This window comes from Microvirga sp. GCM10011540 (assembly GCF_042650665.1).
GTDB lineage: Bacteria > Pseudomonadota > Alphaproteobacteria > Rhizobiales > Beijerinckiaceae > Microvirga > Microvirga lenta.
In genome coordinates, this window is sequence record NZ_JBHSBQ010000144.1 from 109,858 (window position 1) to 127,409 (window position 17,552).

General features: G+C 68.1%; 18 protein-coding genes. 9 read left to right on the forward strand and 9 right to left on the reverse strand.

Translation table 11 applies throughout. The annotated features are described in order from the left end of the window. Positions 1 to 7: 7 nt before the first annotated feature. From ACFOYU_RS25720 to ACFOYU_RS25755, 8 genes are all read right to left on the reverse strand, one after another. Positions 8 to 247, reverse strand: a complete 240-nt coding sequence (locus ACFOYU_RS25720; protein ID WP_226739658.1) for a DUF3297 family protein — start codon at positions 245 to 247, stop codon at positions 8 to 10. Positions 248 to 354: 107 nt separating this feature from the next. After that, on the reverse strand, positions 355 to 789 hold the full coding sequence (locus ACFOYU_RS25725) for a hypothetical protein (protein WP_226739660.1): 435 nt from the start codon (positions 787 to 789) through the stop codon (positions 355 to 357). Positions 790 to 895: 106 nt separating this feature from the next. Then, on the reverse strand, positions 896 to 2,227 hold the full coding sequence (locus ACFOYU_RS25730) for a DUF2254 domain-containing protein (protein ID WP_377035731.1): 1,332 nt from the start codon (positions 2,225 to 2,227) through the stop codon (positions 896 to 898). A 139-nt stretch (positions 2,228 to 2,366) separates the two neighbouring features. Beyond that, positions 2,367 to 3,062 carry a PRC-barrel domain-containing protein gene (locus ACFOYU_RS25735; protein WP_377035732.1) on the reverse strand — a complete coding sequence of 232 codons (696 nt, stop codon included), beginning with the start codon at positions 3,060 to 3,062 and terminating at the stop codon, positions 2,367 to 2,369. A 119-nt stretch (positions 3,063 to 3,181) separates the two neighbouring features. Then, positions 3,182 to 3,964 carry an ion transporter gene (locus tag ACFOYU_RS25740; protein ID WP_377035733.1) on the reverse strand — a complete coding sequence of 261 codons (783 nt, stop codon included), beginning with the start codon at positions 3,962 to 3,964 and terminating at the stop codon, positions 3,182 to 3,184. A 63-nt stretch (positions 3,965 to 4,027) separates the two neighbouring features. Beyond that, the gene (locus ACFOYU_RS25745; RefSeq protein ID WP_377035734.1) at positions 4,028 to 5,008 is read right to left on the reverse strand and encodes an aldo/keto reductase; all 981 of its coding nucleotides are present in this window, start codon (positions 5,006 to 5,008) and stop codon (positions 4,028 to 4,030) included. Positions 5,009 to 5,066: 58 nt separating this feature from the next. Beyond that, the gene (locus tag ACFOYU_RS25750) at positions 5,067 to 6,494 is read right to left on the reverse strand and encodes a protein adenylyltransferase SelO (protein WP_377035735.1); all 1,428 of its coding nucleotides are present in this window, start codon (positions 6,492 to 6,494) and stop codon (positions 5,067 to 5,069) included. A 204-nt stretch (positions 6,495 to 6,698) separates the two neighbouring features. Beyond that, positions 6,699 to 7,721, reverse strand: a complete 1,023-nt coding sequence (locus ACFOYU_RS25755) for a phosphotransferase (protein WP_377035736.1) — start codon at positions 7,719 to 7,721, stop codon at positions 6,699 to 6,701. A 158-nt stretch (positions 7,722 to 7,879) separates the two neighbouring features. Here ACFOYU_RS25755 and ACFOYU_RS25760 point away from each other — a divergent pair, with 158 nt between their 5' ends. The 8 genes from ACFOYU_RS25760 (at position 7,880) to ACFOYU_RS25795 (ending at position 15,724) form a co-directional block, all read left to right on the forward strand. Further along, a complete protein-coding gene (locus ACFOYU_RS25760) occupies positions 7,880 to 8,914 on the forward strand; it encodes a patatin-like phospholipase family protein (protein ID WP_377035737.1) in 1,035 nt (344 codons plus the stop codon). A 152-nt stretch (positions 8,915 to 9,066) separates the two neighbouring features. After that, positions 9,067 to 11,937: a monovalent cation/H+ antiporter subunit A gene (locus ACFOYU_RS25765; protein WP_377035738.1), complete on the forward strand. Its 2,871-nt coding sequence runs from the start codon at positions 9,067 to 9,069 to the stop codon at positions 11,935 to 11,937. 14 nt (positions 11,938 to 11,951) lie between these two features. Beyond that, the gene (locus ACFOYU_RS25770; protein WP_377035739.1) at positions 11,952 to 12,299 is read left to right on the forward strand and encodes a Na+/H+ antiporter subunit C; all 348 of its coding nucleotides are present in this window, start codon (positions 11,952 to 11,954) and stop codon (positions 12,297 to 12,299) included. After that, entirely contained in the window at positions 12,296 to 13,834 is a 1,539-nt protein-coding gene (locus ACFOYU_RS25775; RefSeq protein ID WP_377035740.1) for a monovalent cation/H+ antiporter subunit D, read from the forward strand. Before ACFOYU_RS25770 ends, ACFOYU_RS25775 begins: the two co-directional genes overlap by 4 nt. Beyond that, positions 13,831 to 14,319 (forward strand): Na+/H+ antiporter subunit E, encoded by a 489-nt coding sequence (locus ACFOYU_RS25780; protein ID WP_226739680.1) that lies wholly within the window; start codon positions 13,831 to 13,833, stop codon positions 14,317 to 14,319. Before ACFOYU_RS25775 ends, ACFOYU_RS25780 begins: the two co-directional genes overlap by 4 nt. Then, positions 14,316 to 14,585: a K+/H+ antiporter subunit F gene (locus tag ACFOYU_RS25785; protein WP_226739682.1), complete on the forward strand. Its 270-nt coding sequence runs from the start codon at positions 14,316 to 14,318 to the stop codon at positions 14,583 to 14,585. Before ACFOYU_RS25780 ends, ACFOYU_RS25785 begins: the two co-directional genes overlap by 4 nt. A gap of 11 nt (positions 14,586 to 14,596) precedes the next feature. Next, a complete protein-coding gene (locus tag ACFOYU_RS25790) occupies positions 14,597 to 14,995 on the forward strand; it encodes a Na+/H+ antiporter subunit G (protein WP_226739684.1) in 399 nt (132 codons plus the stop codon). A gap of 18 nt (positions 14,996 to 15,013) precedes the next feature. Next, on the forward strand, positions 15,014 to 15,724 hold the full coding sequence (locus ACFOYU_RS25795) for a DUF502 domain-containing protein (RefSeq protein WP_226739686.1): 711 nt from the start codon (positions 15,014 to 15,016) through the stop codon (positions 15,722 to 15,724). 4 nt (positions 15,725 to 15,728) lie between these two features. On the opposite strand, the gene ACFOYU_RS25800 is transcribed toward ACFOYU_RS25795, so the two are convergent. Next, the gene (locus tag ACFOYU_RS25800; protein WP_226739688.1) at positions 15,729 to 15,896 is read right to left on the reverse strand and encodes a YqaE/Pmp3 family membrane protein; all 168 of its coding nucleotides are present in this window, start codon (positions 15,894 to 15,896) and stop codon (positions 15,729 to 15,731) included. 221 nt (positions 15,897 to 16,117) lie between these two features. Here ACFOYU_RS25800 and ACFOYU_RS25805 point away from each other — a divergent pair, with 221 nt between their 5' ends. After that, positions 16,118 to 17,476, forward strand: a complete 1,359-nt coding sequence (locus ACFOYU_RS25805; protein ID WP_377035766.1) for an NAD(P)/FAD-dependent oxidoreductase — start codon at positions 16,118 to 16,120, stop codon at positions 17,474 to 17,476. Positions 17,477 to 17,552 lie beyond the last annotated feature (76 nt).

Here is a 17,552-nt window from a genome sequence, read left to right on the forward strand (position 1 = left end):
GCGTCGCCTACGCGTCGCGGAAATAGGGCTCGACCTTGCCCTTGAGCTTGATCGTCATGGGATTGCCCGCGCGATCCTTGGCATTGCCGGCGGTGACCCGGATCCAGCCTTCGCTGACGCAGTACTCGTCCACATTGGTCTTTTCGGCCCCGTTGAAGCGGATGCCGATGCCGCGCGAGAGGAGGGCCTCGTCGTAGTAGGGGCTGCTGGGATTCACGGACAGGCGGTCGGGGGGCGTGTCGGTCATGGCTCTGCGGCTCACTCTCGTTCCTGGTTTGATTTGCGGCGCAACCTAGCCGCAGACGGCCGCGCTGCCAATCGCCCGGAAACGGAGTATCCCCTGCCCCGGCAGCCTCAGCCGGTTTCGCCCGCCGCCACCCGCTCGGTGGCCCGGCGCCAATAGATCTCGCCGTCGTATTTTTCGCGCAGATCGTCGAGTTCGCGGCGGAGCTCGCCCAGACGCAGATCCATGCGATGCACCTGCCGTCGCCTCCGGCGCAGCATGGCGGCCAACACCACCGCCAGAAGCCCCGCCAGGACCGTGAGCGCCGTGAGCGCCCAGCGGAAGAGCGGGTCCGTCCCGACCTGGAAGCTGAAGAGTGCGATGGCGGCCAGAACGAGCGTGAGAAGAAAGGCGGTGAAGCTGCGGAACAGGAGCGCCAGGATCGCCGGCGCCGCCAGGATCGCCAGGAGCACCGGATCCAGGGTGCGGAGCATCTCGGTGAGCTGCTCGCCCCAGCGAAGCAGCTCGGGCCAGAGGTTCCGCCAGAGATTCTCCACCTCGACCATCGCCGCCTCCGCTCCAATCCATCCGCAGGGGATGGGCAGGGAGACACCATATCAGACGACATCGCCTTTTCCGAGACGGACCAAAGGGCAGCCGCTGCCGCGTCGTTCAGAGAGCGTGGAGGAGCCCTTCCTTCGGCCGGGCGCTGACGGCGACCTTCGCCTGCTCGATGCGAACCAGAACCGCCGTCCGGTCGCTGGGCGCGAGACCGGCCTCTCCGACCGTCTCCGCCAGCTTGGCGAGCTGCAGCGTCACGGCCTCGCGCATGGCGTCGGTCTTCGCGGCGGGCGCGAGCTGCCCCAGCACGTCGGCCATCCGGATGAGCACGGCGGGATGCCCGCGGGCCGCCTGGCGGATGGCGTCGAAGGCCGCGTCGGCTAGCCCCTCGACGTCCGAGCGCTGGGCGATGACGCGCATCGCCCCTTCCTTGTCCCGCAGCACCCTCGGTTGGAGCTGCCGCCCGAAGATCTCCTCCAGGGCGGCTCCCAGACGGTTGATGACCGCGATCGCCGTGAAGGGATCGTTGATGCCCGGCGAGAGGGCCCGCAGGGCAATCTCGACGAGCTGACGCAATCCGTATTCCAGGTCCTGCGCCGGGCTGCGCTGGCTGTCGATCACGAAGGCGCGCCGCACCGCCTCGGCGGCGTCGGGCTCGAGCGGGCGCTCGCCATGAACGACCACGTGCTCGCCGCTCTTCATGACGAAGTGCCCTGCCCGCACCTTCACCTCGAGGAGCGCCATCTCGCGGCAGGCGACGGCGACGAGCTCGTCGTAATCGATCACCTGGATGTACCCGCTCCGGCCGAGCGAAATCGTGCAGGCTTTCCGCATCGTCACGTCCGGCACGGCACGCTCCGTCCCGTCCGCCTCATCGGGCAGCATCTCGCAAATGTCGCCGTAGAGATCGCTCGCCACCCGCGCGACGATGTTGTCGGCGATGATCGAGCGGGCGATCTTGTGCACGTAGAAGAGCAGCGCGAAGAGGCAGACGATGGTGAGCCCGCTGCCGAGGGTCACCGCGATATGCGGCACCCCCTCGGAGCCGAGATCCTCGTCGAGGGTGCGCAGCACCACGAGCACGTAGAGAATGGTGCCCAGGAAGAGGCCGAGAACCACCTGGATCTGCCGGTCGGCCATGAAGGTGCTGATGAGGCGCGGCCCGAGCTGGTTCGCCGACAGGGTGAGGATCACGAAGGTGACCGAGACGATGAGGGAAATCATCGTCATCAGGCCCGAGAGCTGGCTCGACAGGAGATCCCGGGCGCTGCTGGCATCGCCGCTGTAGAGCCACCAGAGCTTGCCGTCGTCCCAGGATGCGAAGAGCACGGCGCCCGAATTGAGGACCCACAAGGCGAAGGCCATGGACAGGACGCTGATGACCAGCGGAATGATCCAGAGCTGCGCGCGCAGGAGAGCGAGGATGTTGCGGACCCGATCCATGAATGGTCAACCTTGAGCAGGCCCGGAGGATCCATGGGAGGCCGTCCGCTTGCGCTGCAGCCTTTCGGTGAGAGGCTATAGGCCGGTCGGCCAAGCGTATGGGCGAAATGGGGAGGACCGAGGTCCTCCCCACGATTCGTTACGGACGCGGAGCCGTCGTGCCCGTTCCGGTCGTACCGGTGCCGGTCGTGCCGGTCGTGCCGGCGCCCGATCCGCGGTTGCTCTCCTCGAACTTCGGCGCGTTCTGGAGCTGCTCCTTGGTCATGACGACCACGATCATGTCCGGCGCGCTGGCATTGGCACCCCCGGCCATGCCCTGCTGGTTGTTGCCCGTCCGGGCGGCCGTGTTCTGACCGGCGCCGCCCATGGTGGTGGCGCCACCCGTCGTGGTTCCGGTCGTGCCGGCGGTCCCGCCGACGGAGCCCGTGGCGGTGGCATTCTGCTGACCGCCGAACTGGACCGCGTCCATCGGAATGGCAACGTGCGTCTCGCCGATGCCGAGGAAGCCGCCGATGTCCACGACCACGGCGCGGGCCCGGCCGCTGCTGTCGATCAGGACGTCGCCGACCTCGCCGATATCCTCGTTGTTGGCGCCACGGACATCGGTGCCGATCAGCTCGGAGGCGCGGTACATGCCGGGCTCGCGCTGGGTGATGAAGGAGTTGGCGCCCATGGCCGCGTTGGGGTTCGCCCCCATGGTGGAACCGGCCGGTCCGGCCGGGGTCGTCACGGGAGCCGTGTTCGTCGCCGGGGCCGTCGGGGACGTCTGGGCCAGGGCCGGCGCCGCGAACAGGGCGGAAGCGGCAAGGCATGCCGCCATATGGCGTTTCAGCATAAGTCTCTCCATTCTGTCGAATGAGATCCCACTTGATCCCGAAGGAGAACGTATACTGCCCGGCTTGGTTCAGTCGGGGCGCCGCGGATTGCAGCAAGGCCCCTGTTCGGCAGCGCGCTTCAGTCCGGGCGCCGCCCCTGCAGTTCCTTCCGCAGCAGGGCGATTTCCTCGCGCAGGGCGGCCAGGTCCCCGACGCCGGCGACGTCGCTTTCCCGGGATTTCGCCTCCTGGCCGATGAAGAAGGTGGCGAAGCTGGCGGTGATGTAGCCGAACACGGCGAAGCCGTAGAGCGAGATCAGCAGGGTCAGAAGCCGCCCCTCGGCCGTCTTGGGCCAGAAATCCGATCCCATGGTGGTGACCAGCATGGCGGTCCACCACAGGGCGTCGCCATAGCTCTCGAACCCGCCCTCCACCTCCCGCGCGGATTCGAAGGCCAGCATCCCGGCCGCGCCGAGCACCGTCACGAGAACGGTGGCGCCGAGCACGTAGCCGAGGCCGCGCCGGCCGAAGCTCTTGCGCAGGGCGTTCAGCCCTCGGTTGGCCGTGCCGACGATGCGCACGAGGCGCAGGCCCCGCGCCAGGCGCAGGAAGCGCAGGACGTAGAACATGCGGAAGGCGGGCGCGAGCAGGGCCACGATGGTGATCGGGTTGCGGCGCAGGAAGTTCAGCTTGTCCGGGGCCAGGACGAGGCGCAGGACGAACTCGGCGATGAAGACGATCCAGATGATCGTGCCGAGAAGCTCGAACACGCCGGACGTGCCCCAGACCAGCTCGACGAGGACCAGGGAGAGCCAGACGAAGCTGAGCACCAGCATCGGGGTCTCGAGCCACTCCTCGAGCTGGGTCAGGACCTGCCAGCGCTCCTCGCGCTCGGCCTCCGGCGCCTGGTTCGGATCGCTCACCGCTCGCTCCTCCTCCGCTTCAGCCTGCCCTCCTTTCGGTTCCCGGCAATCGCGCGGACGAAGTCACCGCCCGAGCGCCTGCATGGCCTGCGCCGCGTAGCGGGTGCCGGCGGCGGCGCCGGGCGGGATGATCCGGTCGATGCGCTCCATGTCCTCCTGCGTCAGCAGCACGTCGAGGGCGCCCACGTTCTCCTCCAGATAGCGCCGGCGCTTGGTGCCGGGGATCGGCACGATGTCCTCGCCCTGGGCCAGCACCCAGGCCAGGGCAAGCTGGGCGGGCGTACAATCCTTCTCGCGCGCCATGGCCTCGATCTCGCGCACGAGGTCGAGGTTCTTCTGGAAGTTCTCGCCCTGGAAGCGCGGGCCGTTGCGCCGCCAGTCGTCAGGGTCGAGATCGTCCAGGCTCTTGATCTGCCCCGTGAGAAACCCGCGCCCCAGGGGGCTGTAGGGCACAAAGCCGATGCCGAGTTCGCGCACCACGCCCAGGATCTCGTCCTCCGGGTCGCGGCTCCACAGGGAATACTCGGTCTGCAGCGCCGTGATCGGATGCACCGAATGGGCGCGGCGGATGGTCTGGGGACCGGCTTCCGACAGGCCGAGATAGCGAACCTTGCCCTCGCGCACGAGGTCGGCCATGGCGCCGACCGTGTCCTCGATGGGCGTCTCGGGATCGACCCGGTGCTGGTAGTAGAGGTCGATGGTCTCGACCTCAAGCCGCTTCAGGCTCGCCTCGCAGGCCTGGCGCACGTAGTCGGGCTTGCCGTTGATGCCCAGGAAGGTCCCATCCGGCGCGCGCATGTTGCCGAACTTGGTGGCGAGCACGACCCGGTCGCGCCGGTCGCGGACGGCGCGGCCGACGAGCTCCTCGTTGCGCCCGACGCCGTACATGTCCGCCGTGTCGAGGAAGGTGACGCCGAGCTCGACGGCCCGGTGGATCGTGGCGATGGCCTCGTCCTCGTCACGGCCGCCGTAGAAGTCCGACATACCCATGCAGCCGAGACCGATGGCGGATACCTGCAACTGACCGAGTCGACGCTGCTGCATGGGAAATCTCCTGGGTTGGAAGGTTCGGCCTGAACACACCGCGGCGCACCCGATTCCCTCACGAGGGCATGGTGCCGTAGGCGTCGGCCATCGTGGCGATGTCGTCCAGCTTCGCGGTGAAGATGGTCCAGTCGTCGCGATCGGCAATGGGGGCCCAGGCCGCCTCCACATCCTCGACGAGCATGGTGCAGGGGCTCGTACGGGCGAAATAGGGATGGTCCAGCCGCGCATCCGGCGCAGGCTCGAAGCCCTCCATCGCCGCGTGCACGGGACGGAAGGCGGGCTGCGCATAGAACGCAGCCGAGGGGCTTCGCGCGGCCCGCTGCTCGCTCGCCCATCCGCCGCGCCAGTCGAACAGGGTCTGCTCGAAGGGCGCCTTCGTCTCGTGCAGGAAGGTCCAGAGCGCCCGGGCGAGCCTGCCGTCGCGCTCGAACCCCGCCGAAGCCAGGCCGAGACGGCGCAGGAGCGCGGCCGGAAACTCCCGGTGCAGGGCGGGCTCGAAAACCTGAAGCGCCTTTTCGAGCTCCGCCTGCGGCGCGAGCGGCAGAAGGCATTCCGCCAGCCGGAAGAGATTCCACAGCAGCGCATCGGGCTGGCGGCCGAAGGCGTAAAGCCCGGTCTCGTCGAAATAGGCGGCGGTGAAGGCCGGATCGTAGGCGGGAATGAAGCGCCAGGGGCCGTAGTCGAAGCTCTCGCCGGTGACGTTGATGTTGTCGGTGTTGAGCACCCCGTGCACGAAGCCCGCCGCCATCCACTGCGCGCCCATGCGCGCCACCCTCCGGCAGACCTCCTCGAGAAAGGCCGCCGCACGGGCGGGCTCGTCCTCGCGCCGCGCATCGGGCATGTAGGTCTCGACGGTGTAGTCGAGGAGCGTGCGGATGTTGTCCGTCTCGTCGAGATAGAGGAAGCGCTGAAACGTCCCGATGCGGATGTGGGAATGGCTCAGGCGCACCAGCACCGAGGAGCGCGTGGGGGAAGGCTCGTCGCCGCGCTCCAGCTCCTCCCCGGTCTCGATCAGGCTGAAGGTCTTGGAGGTTTCGACGCCGAGCGCCTCCAGCATCTCCGTCGCCAGCACCTCGCGCACCCCGCCCTTCAGGGTCAGCCGTCCGTCCGCGTGGCGCGACCAGGGCGTCTGGCCGCTGCCCTTGGTGGCGAGATCGAGCAGCCGCCCGTCCGCGAGGTCGTGCAGCTGCGCGAAGAGAAAGCCGCGCCCGTCGCCGAGATGGGGATTGTAGGTCCGGAACTGGTGGCCGTGATAGCGCAGCGCCAGCGGCTCCCGCAGGCTCCCCGCAAGCGGCTCGAAGCGCCCGAAATGGGCGATCCACTCCTCATCCGTCAGCGTGTCGAGTCCGACCCTGGCCGCCCAGCGCCGGTTGCGGTAGCGCAGGATGTGCTGCGGGAACGAGGCGGGCGCGACCACGTCGTAGAAATCGGAGCCGAGGCTCGCGTGGCGCGTCGAGGGGCGAACGGCGGTTGAAACGGGCATCGGGAACCAATCGCGCTGCAGTCGAAAAGGTTCAACGCATCAGGCGCCGTTTCGGCGCAGGCGGAGCTCTGTCGGCATATCTCGCATACCGCGTGTGAACCCGAACGGCCCGGTCCGGGTTGTCCCTTCAGATCATTTGCAGGAAACACGCCATGTTCAAGCTCATTCGCAATTTCTTCATCCTCCGGCAGGCCTGGAAGCTCATCAAGCGCCGGCGCTAGCGCTCGCGCGGCGCAGCACGCGAAGCCAGTCGCGGGCGGCCGTGAACGCGGCCGCCCGCCGACGCGCGCACAGAGCCGGCTCCTGGGCCCGCTGGAGATGGTGGAGCAGGGCTCCGGACAGGGCGTTCGACGCTCCCGCAATCCAGTAAGCGTCACGGACCGACGAGGTGAGGCCCCCGTCCGCTCCGAAAGCGGACAGGTAGGCCGCGAGCAGCGTGTCGTGCCGGCGCCCCGCCTCGGGCTCCCAGACGCGGAGCGATTGCAGCCAGGAGCTCGCATCCTCGAGCGGAGAGCCGAGGCGCGCCCGCCCCCAATCCAGGAGAACCGGCTCGGCGCCCTGCCCCCTCCGGCACACCAGCACATTCCCGGGATGAACGTCGCCATGGATCGGCCGGCATCCGAACGGGTGCTCGGCCAGGAGCTGCTCGCGCAGGCGCACCCGCTCCAGCACGATGCGCCTCAGGGCGGGCAGGTCCCTGGCCAGAGCCGACAGGCCGGGCTGGCTCCGGCACCGGTCGAGCGCCGTCCATGTGGCCTCGGCCAGCAGGCCGAGCTCCGCCTCGTAGTCCCATGCCGGGATTTCCGCATCCGCCTCCCCGGCAATCCGGTGGAAATGCGCGAGACGCACGAGCAGCTCGCTCCCGGCGGACAGGTTCCGCCATGGCCAGGATGCGGTTCTGCGAATGGCTTCGAGGCACAGAAGAACTGAATCGTCGGAATGCTCGACCGCGAGCAGACGCGGCGAGATCCGGCTGGCGCAGTGCGCCACGAGTCCTTCGTAGATCGCGGCCTCGCGTGCGGGCCGTCCCTGGAGCCGCTTCATGACCACGCGCAGAAGCCTCGGGAGCCCGCCTTCACGGTAGCGGGCGGTCACCAGCTCCACCTGGGAGGCCTCCATGCCGCCGCCGAAGGGTTGCCGATCCACCTGCGCCTGCAGCATCTGTTCGCCGGCGATGCGGACGAGCATCGTCCTGACGGGGTCCTGGCGTTCGAGCGTCGTCGTCATGCCCAAATGATGGCCCCGGCCCGAGTGGCCTCAACCCTGCTCCCGATATTGTCAGGCTGGCCTGCATCGCCGACCGGCTTGCCCCGCTCGGTTCGGCGGCACATCTTGGGGGCACGGACCCTTCCCGAGACAATTGTCCTGACGAGGTGAGAATCCAGATGCCGAAATCCACCGCGCGCCGCGCCACCATCCCGGTCGATCTCGCCCTCCAGGGCGGCGGTGCGCACGGCGCGTTCACCTGGGGCGTCCTCGATCGGCTGCTGGAGGAGCCCTGGCTCACCTTCGACGGTATTTCCGGCACCTCCGCCGGGGCCATGAACGCGGCGGTCCTCGTGGGCGGCTATGCCGAAGGCGGGCCCGAGGGCGCGCGGGCCGCCCTGGAACGGTTCTGGCGGCGGGTTTCCGAGGTGGCCCTGCTCAGCCCCTTTCGCCGCACGCCGCTGGACATCCTGCTCGGCCGCTGGTCGCTGGACTATTCCCCGGCCTTCGTCGCCTACGACATCGTGGCGCGTCTGGTCTCGCCCTACGACCTGAACATCCTGAAGGAGAACAATCCTCTGCGGGACATTCTGGAGGCGACCATCGATTTCGGCCGTCTCGCCGATGCGCCGATCAAGCTCTTCGTCACCGCCACGAACGTCCATACAGGCCAGGGCCGGATCTTCCGGAATCCCGGCATCACGCCGGACGCGCTGCTCGCCTCCGCCTGCCTGCCTTTCCTGTTCCAGGCGGTCGAAATCGACGGCGAGCCCTATTGGGACGGCGGCTATACGGGCAATCCGGCGATCACGCCCCTGGTGAAGGAATGCGGATCGGACGACGTCATCATCGTGCAGGTCAATCCGGTCGAGCGTCCCGGCACGCCGCGCAGCGCCCGCGAAATCGTGAACCGGGTGAACGAAGTATCCTTCAACTCCAGCCTGCTGAAGGAACTGCGGATGATCGCCCTGCTGCGGCAGGTGGCGGATCCCGGCAATTGCGAGGGGGCCCTGTGGGCGAAGATGCGCGTCCACCGCATCGCCAGCCCGGAGATGGCGGATCTGGGCTATTCCTCGAAACTGAACGCGGAGTGGGATTTTCTCTGCCATCTGCGGGACGCCGGACGCCGCTCGGCGGAGACATTCCTGCAGAACGACGCGGGCCGGCTCGGCCGGGATTCGAGCCTCGATCTCGATGCTCTGCTGGACGAATGACCATGCGTCCGCACGCTTTTCGCTGGCGCGACGGTTGACCATCGGCCATTGACAAGCCCTGATGCAATCTGGTTCGAGGCACTGCACACCCTAGTTAGCGGCGGACGTGAAGACCCATTTTCCGTAGCAAGAGCGAGACAGATCCGACACCGATGAACATTGCCCTGCTTCCAGTCCTGCCGCTCCTTGCCGCCTTTCTTCCCTCGCTGGCGATCAAGTCGGGGCGGACCATCTCCGCCATCGTGGCGGCGGTGCCGACGGTTGCGGCGCTGTTCCTCCTGGCGGCCGCCGCGCCCAGGATCTATGGCGGCGAGGTCCTCACCGCGCGCTACGAATGGCTGCCGCAGATCGGCCTGTCGTTCAGCGTGTTCCTAGACGGGCTGGGCTTTTTCTTCGCGGCCATGATCCTGGCGATCGGCCTGCTGGTGATCGTCTATTCGCGCTACTACCTGAGCCCCAACGATCCCATGGGGCGCTTCTACACCTATCTCCTCCTGTTCCAGGGGGCGATGGTGGGCGTCGTCGTCAGCGACAACGTCCTCCTGCTGACGGTGTTCTGGGAACTCACGAGCCTCAGCTCCTTCCTGCTGATCGGCTACTGGCGCGCCGTCCCGGAAGGGCGGCAGGGCGCACGCATGGCCCTCGTGGTCACGGGCGGCGGCGGCCTTATGCTGATGGCGGGCGTCCTGCTGCTCGGCCAGATCGCGGGCTCATACGAGCTGACGGAGATCCTTCAGCGCGGCGACGTGATCAAGAACTCCCCGCTCTACCTGCCGATGCTGCTGCTGATCCTCGGCGGCGCCTTCACCAAGTCGGCCCAGTTCCCGTTCCATTTCTGGCTGCCGCACGCCATGGCCGCGCCGACGCCGGTCTCGGCCTACCTGCACTCCGCCACCATGGTGAAGGCCGGCGTGTTCCTCCTGGCCCGCCTGTGGCCGGTGCTCGCCGGCACCGAGGCCTGGTTCCTCATCGTCACCCTGACCGGCCTCGTCACCATGCTGGTCGGCGCGTGGATCGCCCTGTTCAAGGACGACCTCAAGGCCATCCTCGCCTATTCGACGGTCAGCCATCTCGGCCTCATGACCATGATGCTGGGCATCGGCACGCCCCTGGCGGCGGTGGGCGCGGTGTTCCACATCCTCAACCATGCCACCTTCAAGGCGGCGCTCTTCATGAGCGTCGGCATCGTCGACCACGAGACCGGCACGCGGGACGTGAAGCGGCTCGGCGGGCTGCTGCGCCTCATGCCGATCAGCGCCTCGCTCGCCCTCGTGGCCACGGGCTCCATGGCGGGCCTGCCGCTTCTCAACGGCTTCCTCTCCAAGGAGATGATGCTCGAAACCGTCGGCCACACGACCTATGCGGGCAATTACTGGATCCTGCCGACCCTCGCGACCGCGGGCGCCCTGCTCTCCGTCGCCTATTCGGCCCGGCTGGCGATGCTGGTCTATCTCGGCCCCGTGCGCCACGACTATCCGCACCACCCGCACGATCCCCCGGTGGGCCTCTGGCTGCCGGTGGCGATCCTCGTGGTGCCGGTGATCGCCATCGGGCTCCTGCCGGCCTTCTTCGCGGGCCCGGTGGTCGAGCGCACGGCGCTCGCGGTCGTGGGCGCGCCCCTGCCCTCCTACTACCTCGCGCTCTGGCACGGGGTCACGCCCGCGCTCTTCATGAGCATCGTGGCCTTCATCGGCGGCGGGGCCGTGCTGGCCGCCTTCGGCCTCTTCGACCGCCTGCGCCTGTCCGTCCCGCGCCCGGAGGCCAAGCGCCTCTTCGACGCGACGGTGAACGCCGCCGTCGAAGGCGCGCGCGATCTGATCGGGGCGCTGCACACGGAATCCCTGACGCGCTACTTCGCCGTCATCGTGGTGTCCATCGTCGCGGTCGGCATGGTGGGCTTCTTCACGGGCCCCTACGAGGCGGGCGACAGGCCTCTCCTGCCGGTCAACCTGCCGGCCCTGATCATCTGGATCTCGCTGGTGGCGACCTGCCTCGCCGTGGTGGTGCTCCACGCGAACCGGCTTCTCACCCTCATCCTGACCAGCATCGTCGGCCTCGTCGTCTCCCTGGCCTTCATCCAGTTCTCGGCTCCCGACCTGGCCCTGACGCAGATCTCGGTCGAGGTCGTGATGACGATCCTGATGCTGCTCGCCCTCAACCTCCTGCCGCGCACGACCCCGCGGGAATCCGGACGGATTCGCCGGATCAGGGACGGCGTCGTGGCCTGCGTGGCGGGACTGGGGCTCGGCGGCCTGTCCTACGCGGTCATGACGCGCAATTTCCAGTCGATCTCCGAATACCACCTGGCCCAGTCCAAGCCGGGCGGCGGCGGCACGAACGTGGTCAACGTGATCCTGGTGGATTTCCGCGGCTTCGACACCTTCGGCGAAATCATCGTGCTGTGCATCGCGGCGCTGGCGATCTACGCCCTGCTCGACAGCTCGCTCCGGGGCGCCGCCGCGCAGCGCCTCGCCGCCATGCGCCAGGATACGGAAGCCGCCGACGCTCATCCGCTCATGCTCGTGATCGTGACGCGCGTGCTGCTGCCACTCGCGCTGACGGTCGGCGTCTTCATCTTCCTGCGCGGCCACAACCAGCCGGGCGGCGGCTTCATCGCCGGTCTCGTGGTCGCCATCGCGCTTCTCATGCAGGCGATGGCGAGCGGGTACACCTGGACGGCGAACCGCCTGCACCTGAACGCCCACACCATGCTGGGCCTCGGCGTCCTGATCGCCGGCCTCACCGGCCTTGCCGCCCTGCTCTTCGCGCGCCCCTTCCTCACGAGCACCTTCGGCTACTTCCACCTGCCGGTCATCGGCGAGTTCGAGCTGGCCTCCGCGATGGCCTTCGACACCGGCGTCTTCTTCGCCGTGGTGGGAACGGTGCTCCTGTCCCTGGCCCAGATCTCGCGCGTGCAGGCACGGGCCGAGCGCAAGCCCGTGCCGGAGGGCCCCTCGGACATCCGGCTGCCGCCGGTGCGCGTCTTCAACGCCCCCACCCCCGCCTACGGAAAGGAGGACTGACCGTGGAAATCCTCATGGCAAGCAGCATCGGCTTCCTGAGCGCCGCCGGCATCTACCTGATCCTGCGCGGACGCAGCTTTCCCGTGATCATCGGGCTCACCTTCCTCTCCTATGCGGTGAACGTGTTCCTGTTCGTCATGGGCAGGCTGGCGGTCGACGAGCCCCCGATCATCGCCTACGACGCGGCGCGCTACACCGATCCGCTGCCGCAGGCTCTGGTGCTGACCGCCATCGTGATCTCGTTCGGCATGACGGCGCTGATCGTCGTGCTGGCCCTGCGCGGCTACCTGGAGACCGGGTCCGACCGGGTCGACCAGGGCGTGCCCAAGATGGAGCCGGCCGAGGAGCGGCTGACCTCATGAGTTCCTGGATCGTCGCCCCCATCCTGATCCCGGCCCTGACGGCGCCGCTGCTGCTGCTGACCCGACGCGCGCCCAACCTGCAGCGCCGGACGTCCCTGGCCGCGGTTGCGCTCCTGCTGGTCGCGAGCATCGGCGTCTTCATGCTCGCCACCGACGGTGTGGTGCGCTCCTATCGCCTCGGCGACTGGCCCGCCCCGTTCGGCATCGTGCTCGTGCTCGACCGGCTGTCCGCCACCATGGTGCTCCTGACGGCGGTTCTGGCCTCGGCGGTGGCGATCTACGCCTCGAACGGCTGGGACGAGAAGGGACACCATTTCCACCCGATCCTCCAGTTCCAGCTCATGGGGATCAACGGAGCCTTCCTCACGGGCGACGTGTTCAACCTGTTCGTGTTCTTCGAGGTCATGCTGATCGCCTCCTACGGGCTGCTCCTGCACGGCGGCGGGCCGCGCCGTCTCGGAGCCGGCTTCCAATACGTGGCGATCAACCTCATCGGCTCGACCCTCTTCCTCTTCGCGGTCGGCCTGATCTACGGCGTCACCGGCACCCTCAACATGGCGGATCTCGCTGGCAAGGTAGCGCAGGTTCCGGCCGCCGACGCGGCGCTCCTGCGCACGGGAGCGCTCCTGCTGTTCCTGGTCTTCGCCATCAAGGCCGCGCTGGTGCCGCTCCACTGGTGGCTGCCCACCGCCTATGCGGCGGCGCCCGCGCCTTCGGCCGCGCTCTTCGCCATCATGACCAAGGTGGGCGCCTATTCCATCATCCGCGTCTTCACCCTCGTCTTCGGGCCGGACGCGGGCTTCGCGGCGAACATCGCCGCCCCGTGGATCATGCCGGCCGCCCTCGCCACCCTGGCCATCGGCGCGGTGGGCGTGCTGGCGAGCCGGGTGCTGGTGGACCTCGTGTGCTTCGCCATCGTCTGGTCCATGGGCTCGCTCCTCGTGGCGGTCGCGCTGTTCGACGTCACGGGGCTCACGGCCGCGCTCTATTACACCCTGCACTCCACCCTGATCGGCGCCGCCCTCTTCCTGCTCAGCGACCTCATCGCCCGCCGCCGCGGCCGCTGGCGGGACGACCTGGAGCCGAGCCCCGTCATGGCCCAGGCGCCGCTGATGGGGGCCCTGTTCTTCCTGGCGGCCATCGCCATGAGCGGCCTGCCGCCCCTGTCCGGCTTCATCGGCAAGATCATGATCCTGGACGCGACGCGGCCCTCGGGCGCCGTCGGCTGGATCTGGGCCGTGGTGCTCGCCACCAGCCTTGTCGTCATCCTCGGCTTCAGCCGTGCGGGCACGACCCTGTTCTGGAAGAGCGAGGCCGTTGCGGGCGAGCCCGAACCGATGCCTCAGCCGGCCCGGGCCATGCCCGTCATGGCGGCGGCGGCCCTGGTGGCCGGAACCGTGCTCCTCTCCCTGTGGGCGGGCCCGGTGACGCGTCACCTGGAGGCGACCGCACGGCAGCTCGTCGACCCCAGGGCCTATGTGGAGGCCGTACTCGGCGCCCCGCCCCAGGCGCAGCTCTCGGAGCCGCAGCCATGACCCGCCTCTTTCCCCACCCGATCCTGAGCGTCGTCATCGCCATCGTCTGGATCCTGCTCGTGAACGAAATCACGGCCGGTCAGATCGTCATCGGGATCTTCCTGGGCTGGGCCATTCCCAAGCTGACGAGCCCCTACTGGCCCGACCGCCCGCGCATCAGGCGCCCGGGCGCGGTGATCGCCTATATGGGCATCGTCCTGTGGGACATCGTGGTCTCGAACATCCAGGTCGCCTATTGGGTGCTGTTCCGTCGCGGAAACTCCCTCCGGTCCCGGTTCGTCACCGTTCCCCTCGATCTGACCACGGCCGAGGCCATCACGGCGCTCGCGGGCACCATCACCATGACCCCGGGCACCGTGAGCGCGGACCTGTCCGCCGACGGGCGGTCCCTCCTCGTCCATTGCCTGGAAACCGACGATCCGGACGCCACCGTCGCCCAGATCAAGGACCGCTACGAGCGCCGTCTCAAGGAGATCTTCGAATGATCGACGTCGCCTGCCTCATCGCCACCGTCACCATCGCCGCCGCGAGCCTGCTGACCCTCTACCGGCTGGCCCGCGGCCCAGACGTGGTCGACCGGATCCTGGCCCTCGACACCCTGGTCATCAACACGATCGGCCTCATCGTCGTGGTCGGCCTCTGGTTCCGCTCCACCATGTATTTCGAGGCGGCCCTGCTCTTCGCCATGGTGGGCTTCCTGACCACCGTCGCCCTGTGCAAGTATCTCCTGCGCGGGAACGTGATCGAGTAGGGTTCAAGTCCATGATCATCGCCGAAGCGGCCGTCGCGGCCATCATTCTGATCGGAGCGTTCTTTCTCCTCGTCGGCTCCTTGGGCCTCGCCAAGCTGCCCGACCTGATGCGGCGGCTGCACGCGCCGACCAAGGCGACCACCTTGGGCATCGGGAGCATGCTGATCGCCTCCATGCTCTATTTCGCGATCATCGAAGGCAAGCCCTCGATCCACGAGCTTCTGATCACCCTGTTCCTGTTCCTCACCGCCCCGGTGACGGCCCAGATGGTGGCCAAGGCCTATATCCTTCGCACCAGACAGCTTCACGAGGTGCTTCCCGGCACCGGCCGCCCCGTCGGATGGGCCACGCTCGATGCGGCGCAGGCCGATGCGTGCTCCGAGACGGTGCAGCACACGACCATCGACTAAGGGTTTCTGGAGCCCGGCATGGAACGCCTCCGTCGCAATATTCTCGCCGGTCTCCTGACGGTGATCCCTCTCTGGATCACGGTGTGGATGATGTGGTTCATCCTGGACTACATCATCTATCTGGGCCGCCCCCTCGTCTTCGCCCTGGCCGCCGCCATCCGCCCCTATGCGGAGGACGTGGCCGACCTGCTCATCCTCGACTGGTTTCAGCAGGCCGTCGCCATCCTCATCGTCCTGGCGGCCCTCTACATGATCGGCGCCACCGCCAACGCGGTGATCGGCCGCCGCATCCTGCGCCTCGTCGACCGGCTCATCGACCGGGTGCCCCTCGCCAAGACCATTTACGGAGCGACCCGCACCCTGATCGAGTCCGTAAAGGGTGGCCAGCAGGGCGGCCAGCGGGCGGTCCTGATCGAATTCCCGCATCCTGACATGCGCGTGGTCGGGTTCGTGACGGCCACCTTCCATGCCAGCGACACGGGGGAGGAACTGGCCGCCGTCTACGTGCCGACGACCCCGAACCCGACCTCCGGCTACGTGGAGATCGTGCCCACGCGGCGGCTGGTCTGGCTCGACTGGAGCGTCAACGACGCCATGTCCTTCATCGTCTCGGGAGGCGCCATGACGCCGAGCGGCATCCGGATGAACCCGACCCCGCCTCGCGTTCCCAGCGTGGACGACCTCGTGGCGCCGGAGCGGGAGCGGGAGAGCGAGACCTCGCCCACCTGAGGGATCAGTGCGTCCGCCGCGCGATGATCCAGACCGCGTGCACGATTCCGGGAATGTAGCCGAGCAGCGTGAGCAGGATGTTGAGCCAGAACTGGCCGCCGAAGCCCACGGTGAAGAAGACGCCGACCGGCGGCAGCAGGATGGCGAGGATGACGCGAAGAAGATTGCTCATGGGCTGCTCTGGTCAAGGTGGGATGCATGGCAGGAACGCATCCATGTCCCGCCTGTTCCTCAACCTGTGACGCGGCGGCCCTATTGCCGGGCCGTCGCGGGCCTTTTTCCGTCGAACCGTTGCCTGTTCCGGTCGTTCACCCCTGGAGGTTCGCGACGGGATTTGGAATGACCATTCTGCAGGGAGGAAATGAGGAGCGCGGCCAGGTGCCGGCCCGGCCCATGGCCGGGAGCACAGGGCCGAGTCTTGGGGAGCGCCCGCATCACGTGGTCGTCGTGGGGGCGGGCTTCGCCGGCCTGTCCCTGGCCCAGGGCCTCGGCGGCACGCCGCTGCGGATCACGCTCGTGGATCGTCGCAACTACCACCTGTTCCAGCCCCTCCTCTATCAGGTGGCGACCGCCGTCCTGTCGCAGGGCGAGACCGCCGAACCGATCCGCCGCATCCTGAGGCGGCACAAGAACGTGAGCGTCCTGCTCGGCGAGGTCGACGGCATCGATACCGGGCGGCAGGAGATCAGCATCGACGGAGAGAGACTGGCCTACGACACTCTCGTGCTCGCGACGGGAGCGACGCACAGCTATTTCGGCCATCCGGAATGGGAGCGGTTCGCCCCCGGCCTCAAGACGCTGGACGATGCCCGGCGCATTCGCGCCAAGGTTCTGATGGCCTTCGAGCTTGCCGAGCTGGAGGAGGACCCGGCCGAGCGCGAGCGGCTTCTGACCTTCACGGTCATCGGCGGCGGACCGACGGGCGTCGAGATGGCCGGCGCCATCGCGGGCCTCGCCAAACAGGCCCTGGCCCGAGACTTCCGCAATATCGATCCGACGAAGGCGCGCATCCTCCTGGTGGAGGCCGCTCCCCGGATCCTGGGTCCGTTTCCGGAGGACCTCTCGACCTACGCCGTACGGGCGCTGGAGCGGCTCGGCGTGACCATCCTCACCGGCCGTCCCGTGGAGAACATCGACGAGAGAGGCATCGTCGTCGGGGGCGAGTTCGTCCCGACGGCGACGGTCGTCTGGGCCGCGGGCGTGACCGCATCGCCCGCGGGCAAATGGCTGGATGTCGGCACGGACAAGGCCGGCCGCGTCGAGGTTGGGCCCGACCTCTCCGTCCCCGGCCTCGAGAACGTCTATGTTCTCGGCGACCTCGCGCTGGCGCGCGACGAGAACGGCAAGCCCCTGCCGGGCCTGGCGCAGGTGGCGCATCAGCAGGGCGATTATCTCGCGAAGGCTCTCCAGGCGCGCATTCTGCGGGGCGAGACCCCGAAGCCCTTCCGCTTCCGCAGCCGGGGCAATCTCGCCGTCATCGGCCGCAACGAGGCCGTGGTGCATTGGGACACGGTGAAGCTGAAGGGCTTTTCCGCCTGGCTCGTCTGGGGCATCGCCCATGTCTACCTGCTCGTGGGGTTCCAGAACCGGCTCCTGGTCAGCCTGCGGTGGCTCTGGTCCTACATCACCCACCAGTTCGGGTCCCGGATCATCGACGAGGATCTTTCCCGGCGGCATTCGCACGAGGCGAGAACGGAGGTTGTCATTGACGCATCTCATGGCGAGGAATTGCGGGACCGTGCGAGAAGTTGAGGCCGCGGGGCGTCTAAGCCGGATCTTGACCCGCCGGACGGACGTTCCTGCACGAACCGGGAAAGGCGAGGGTTGA

Coding starts and splice junctions, on each gene's coding strand:
- ACFOYU_RS25720 (WP_226739658.1), bottom strand. CDS start 247: ATGACCGACACGCCCCCCGACCGCCTGTCCGTGAATCCCAGCAGCCCC.
- ACFOYU_RS25725 (WP_226739660.1), bottom strand. CDS start 789: ATGGTCGAGGTGGAGAATCTCTGGCGGAACCTCTGGCCCGAGCTGCTT.
- ACFOYU_RS25730 (WP_377035731.1), bottom strand. CDS start 2,227: ATGGATCGGGTCCGCAACATCCTCGCTCTCCTGCGCGCGCAGCTCTGG.
- ACFOYU_RS25735 (WP_377035732.1), bottom strand. CDS start 3,062: ATGCTGAAACGCCATATGGCGGCATGCCTTGCCGCTTCCGCCCTGTTC.
- ACFOYU_RS25745 (WP_377035734.1), bottom strand. CDS start 5,008: ATGCAGCAGCGTCGACTCGGTCAGTTGCAGGTATCCGCCATCGGTCTC.
- ACFOYU_RS25750 (WP_377035735.1), bottom strand. CDS start 6,494: ATGCCCGTTTCAACCGCCGTTCGCCCCTCGACGCGCCACGCGAGCCTC.
- ACFOYU_RS25755 (WP_377035736.1), bottom strand. CDS start 7,721: ATGACGACGACGCTCGAACGCCAGGACCCCGTCAGGACGATGCTCGTC.
- ACFOYU_RS25760 (WP_377035737.1), top strand. CDS start 7,880: ATGCCGAAATCCACCGCGCGCCGCGCCACCATCCCGGTCGATCTCGCC.
- ACFOYU_RS25765 (WP_377035738.1), top strand. CDS start 9,067: ATGAACATTGCCCTGCTTCCAGTCCTGCCGCTCCTTGCCGCCTTTCTT.
- ACFOYU_RS25770 (WP_377035739.1), top strand. CDS start 11,952: ATGGCAAGCAGCATCGGCTTCCTGAGCGCCGCCGGCATCTACCTGATC.
- ACFOYU_RS25775 (WP_377035740.1), top strand. CDS start 12,296: ATGAGTTCCTGGATCGTCGCCCCCATCCTGATCCCGGCCCTGACGGCG.
- ACFOYU_RS25780 (WP_226739680.1), top strand. CDS start 13,831: ATGACCCGCCTCTTTCCCCACCCGATCCTGAGCGTCGTCATCGCCATC.
- ACFOYU_RS25785 (WP_226739682.1), top strand. CDS start 14,316: ATGATCGACGTCGCCTGCCTCATCGCCACCGTCACCATCGCCGCCGCG.
- ACFOYU_RS25790 (WP_226739684.1), top strand. CDS start 14,597: ATGATCATCGCCGAAGCGGCCGTCGCGGCCATCATTCTGATCGGAGCG.
- ACFOYU_RS25795 (WP_226739686.1), top strand. CDS start 15,014: ATGGAACGCCTCCGTCGCAATATTCTCGCCGGTCTCCTGACGGTGATC.
- ACFOYU_RS25800 (WP_226739688.1), bottom strand. CDS start 15,896: ATGAGCAATCTTCTTCGCGTCATCCTCGCCATCCTGCTGCCGCCGGTC.
- ACFOYU_RS25805 (WP_377035766.1), top strand. CDS start 16,118: ATGGCCGGGAGCACAGGGCCGAGTCTTGGGGAGCGCCCGCATCACGTG.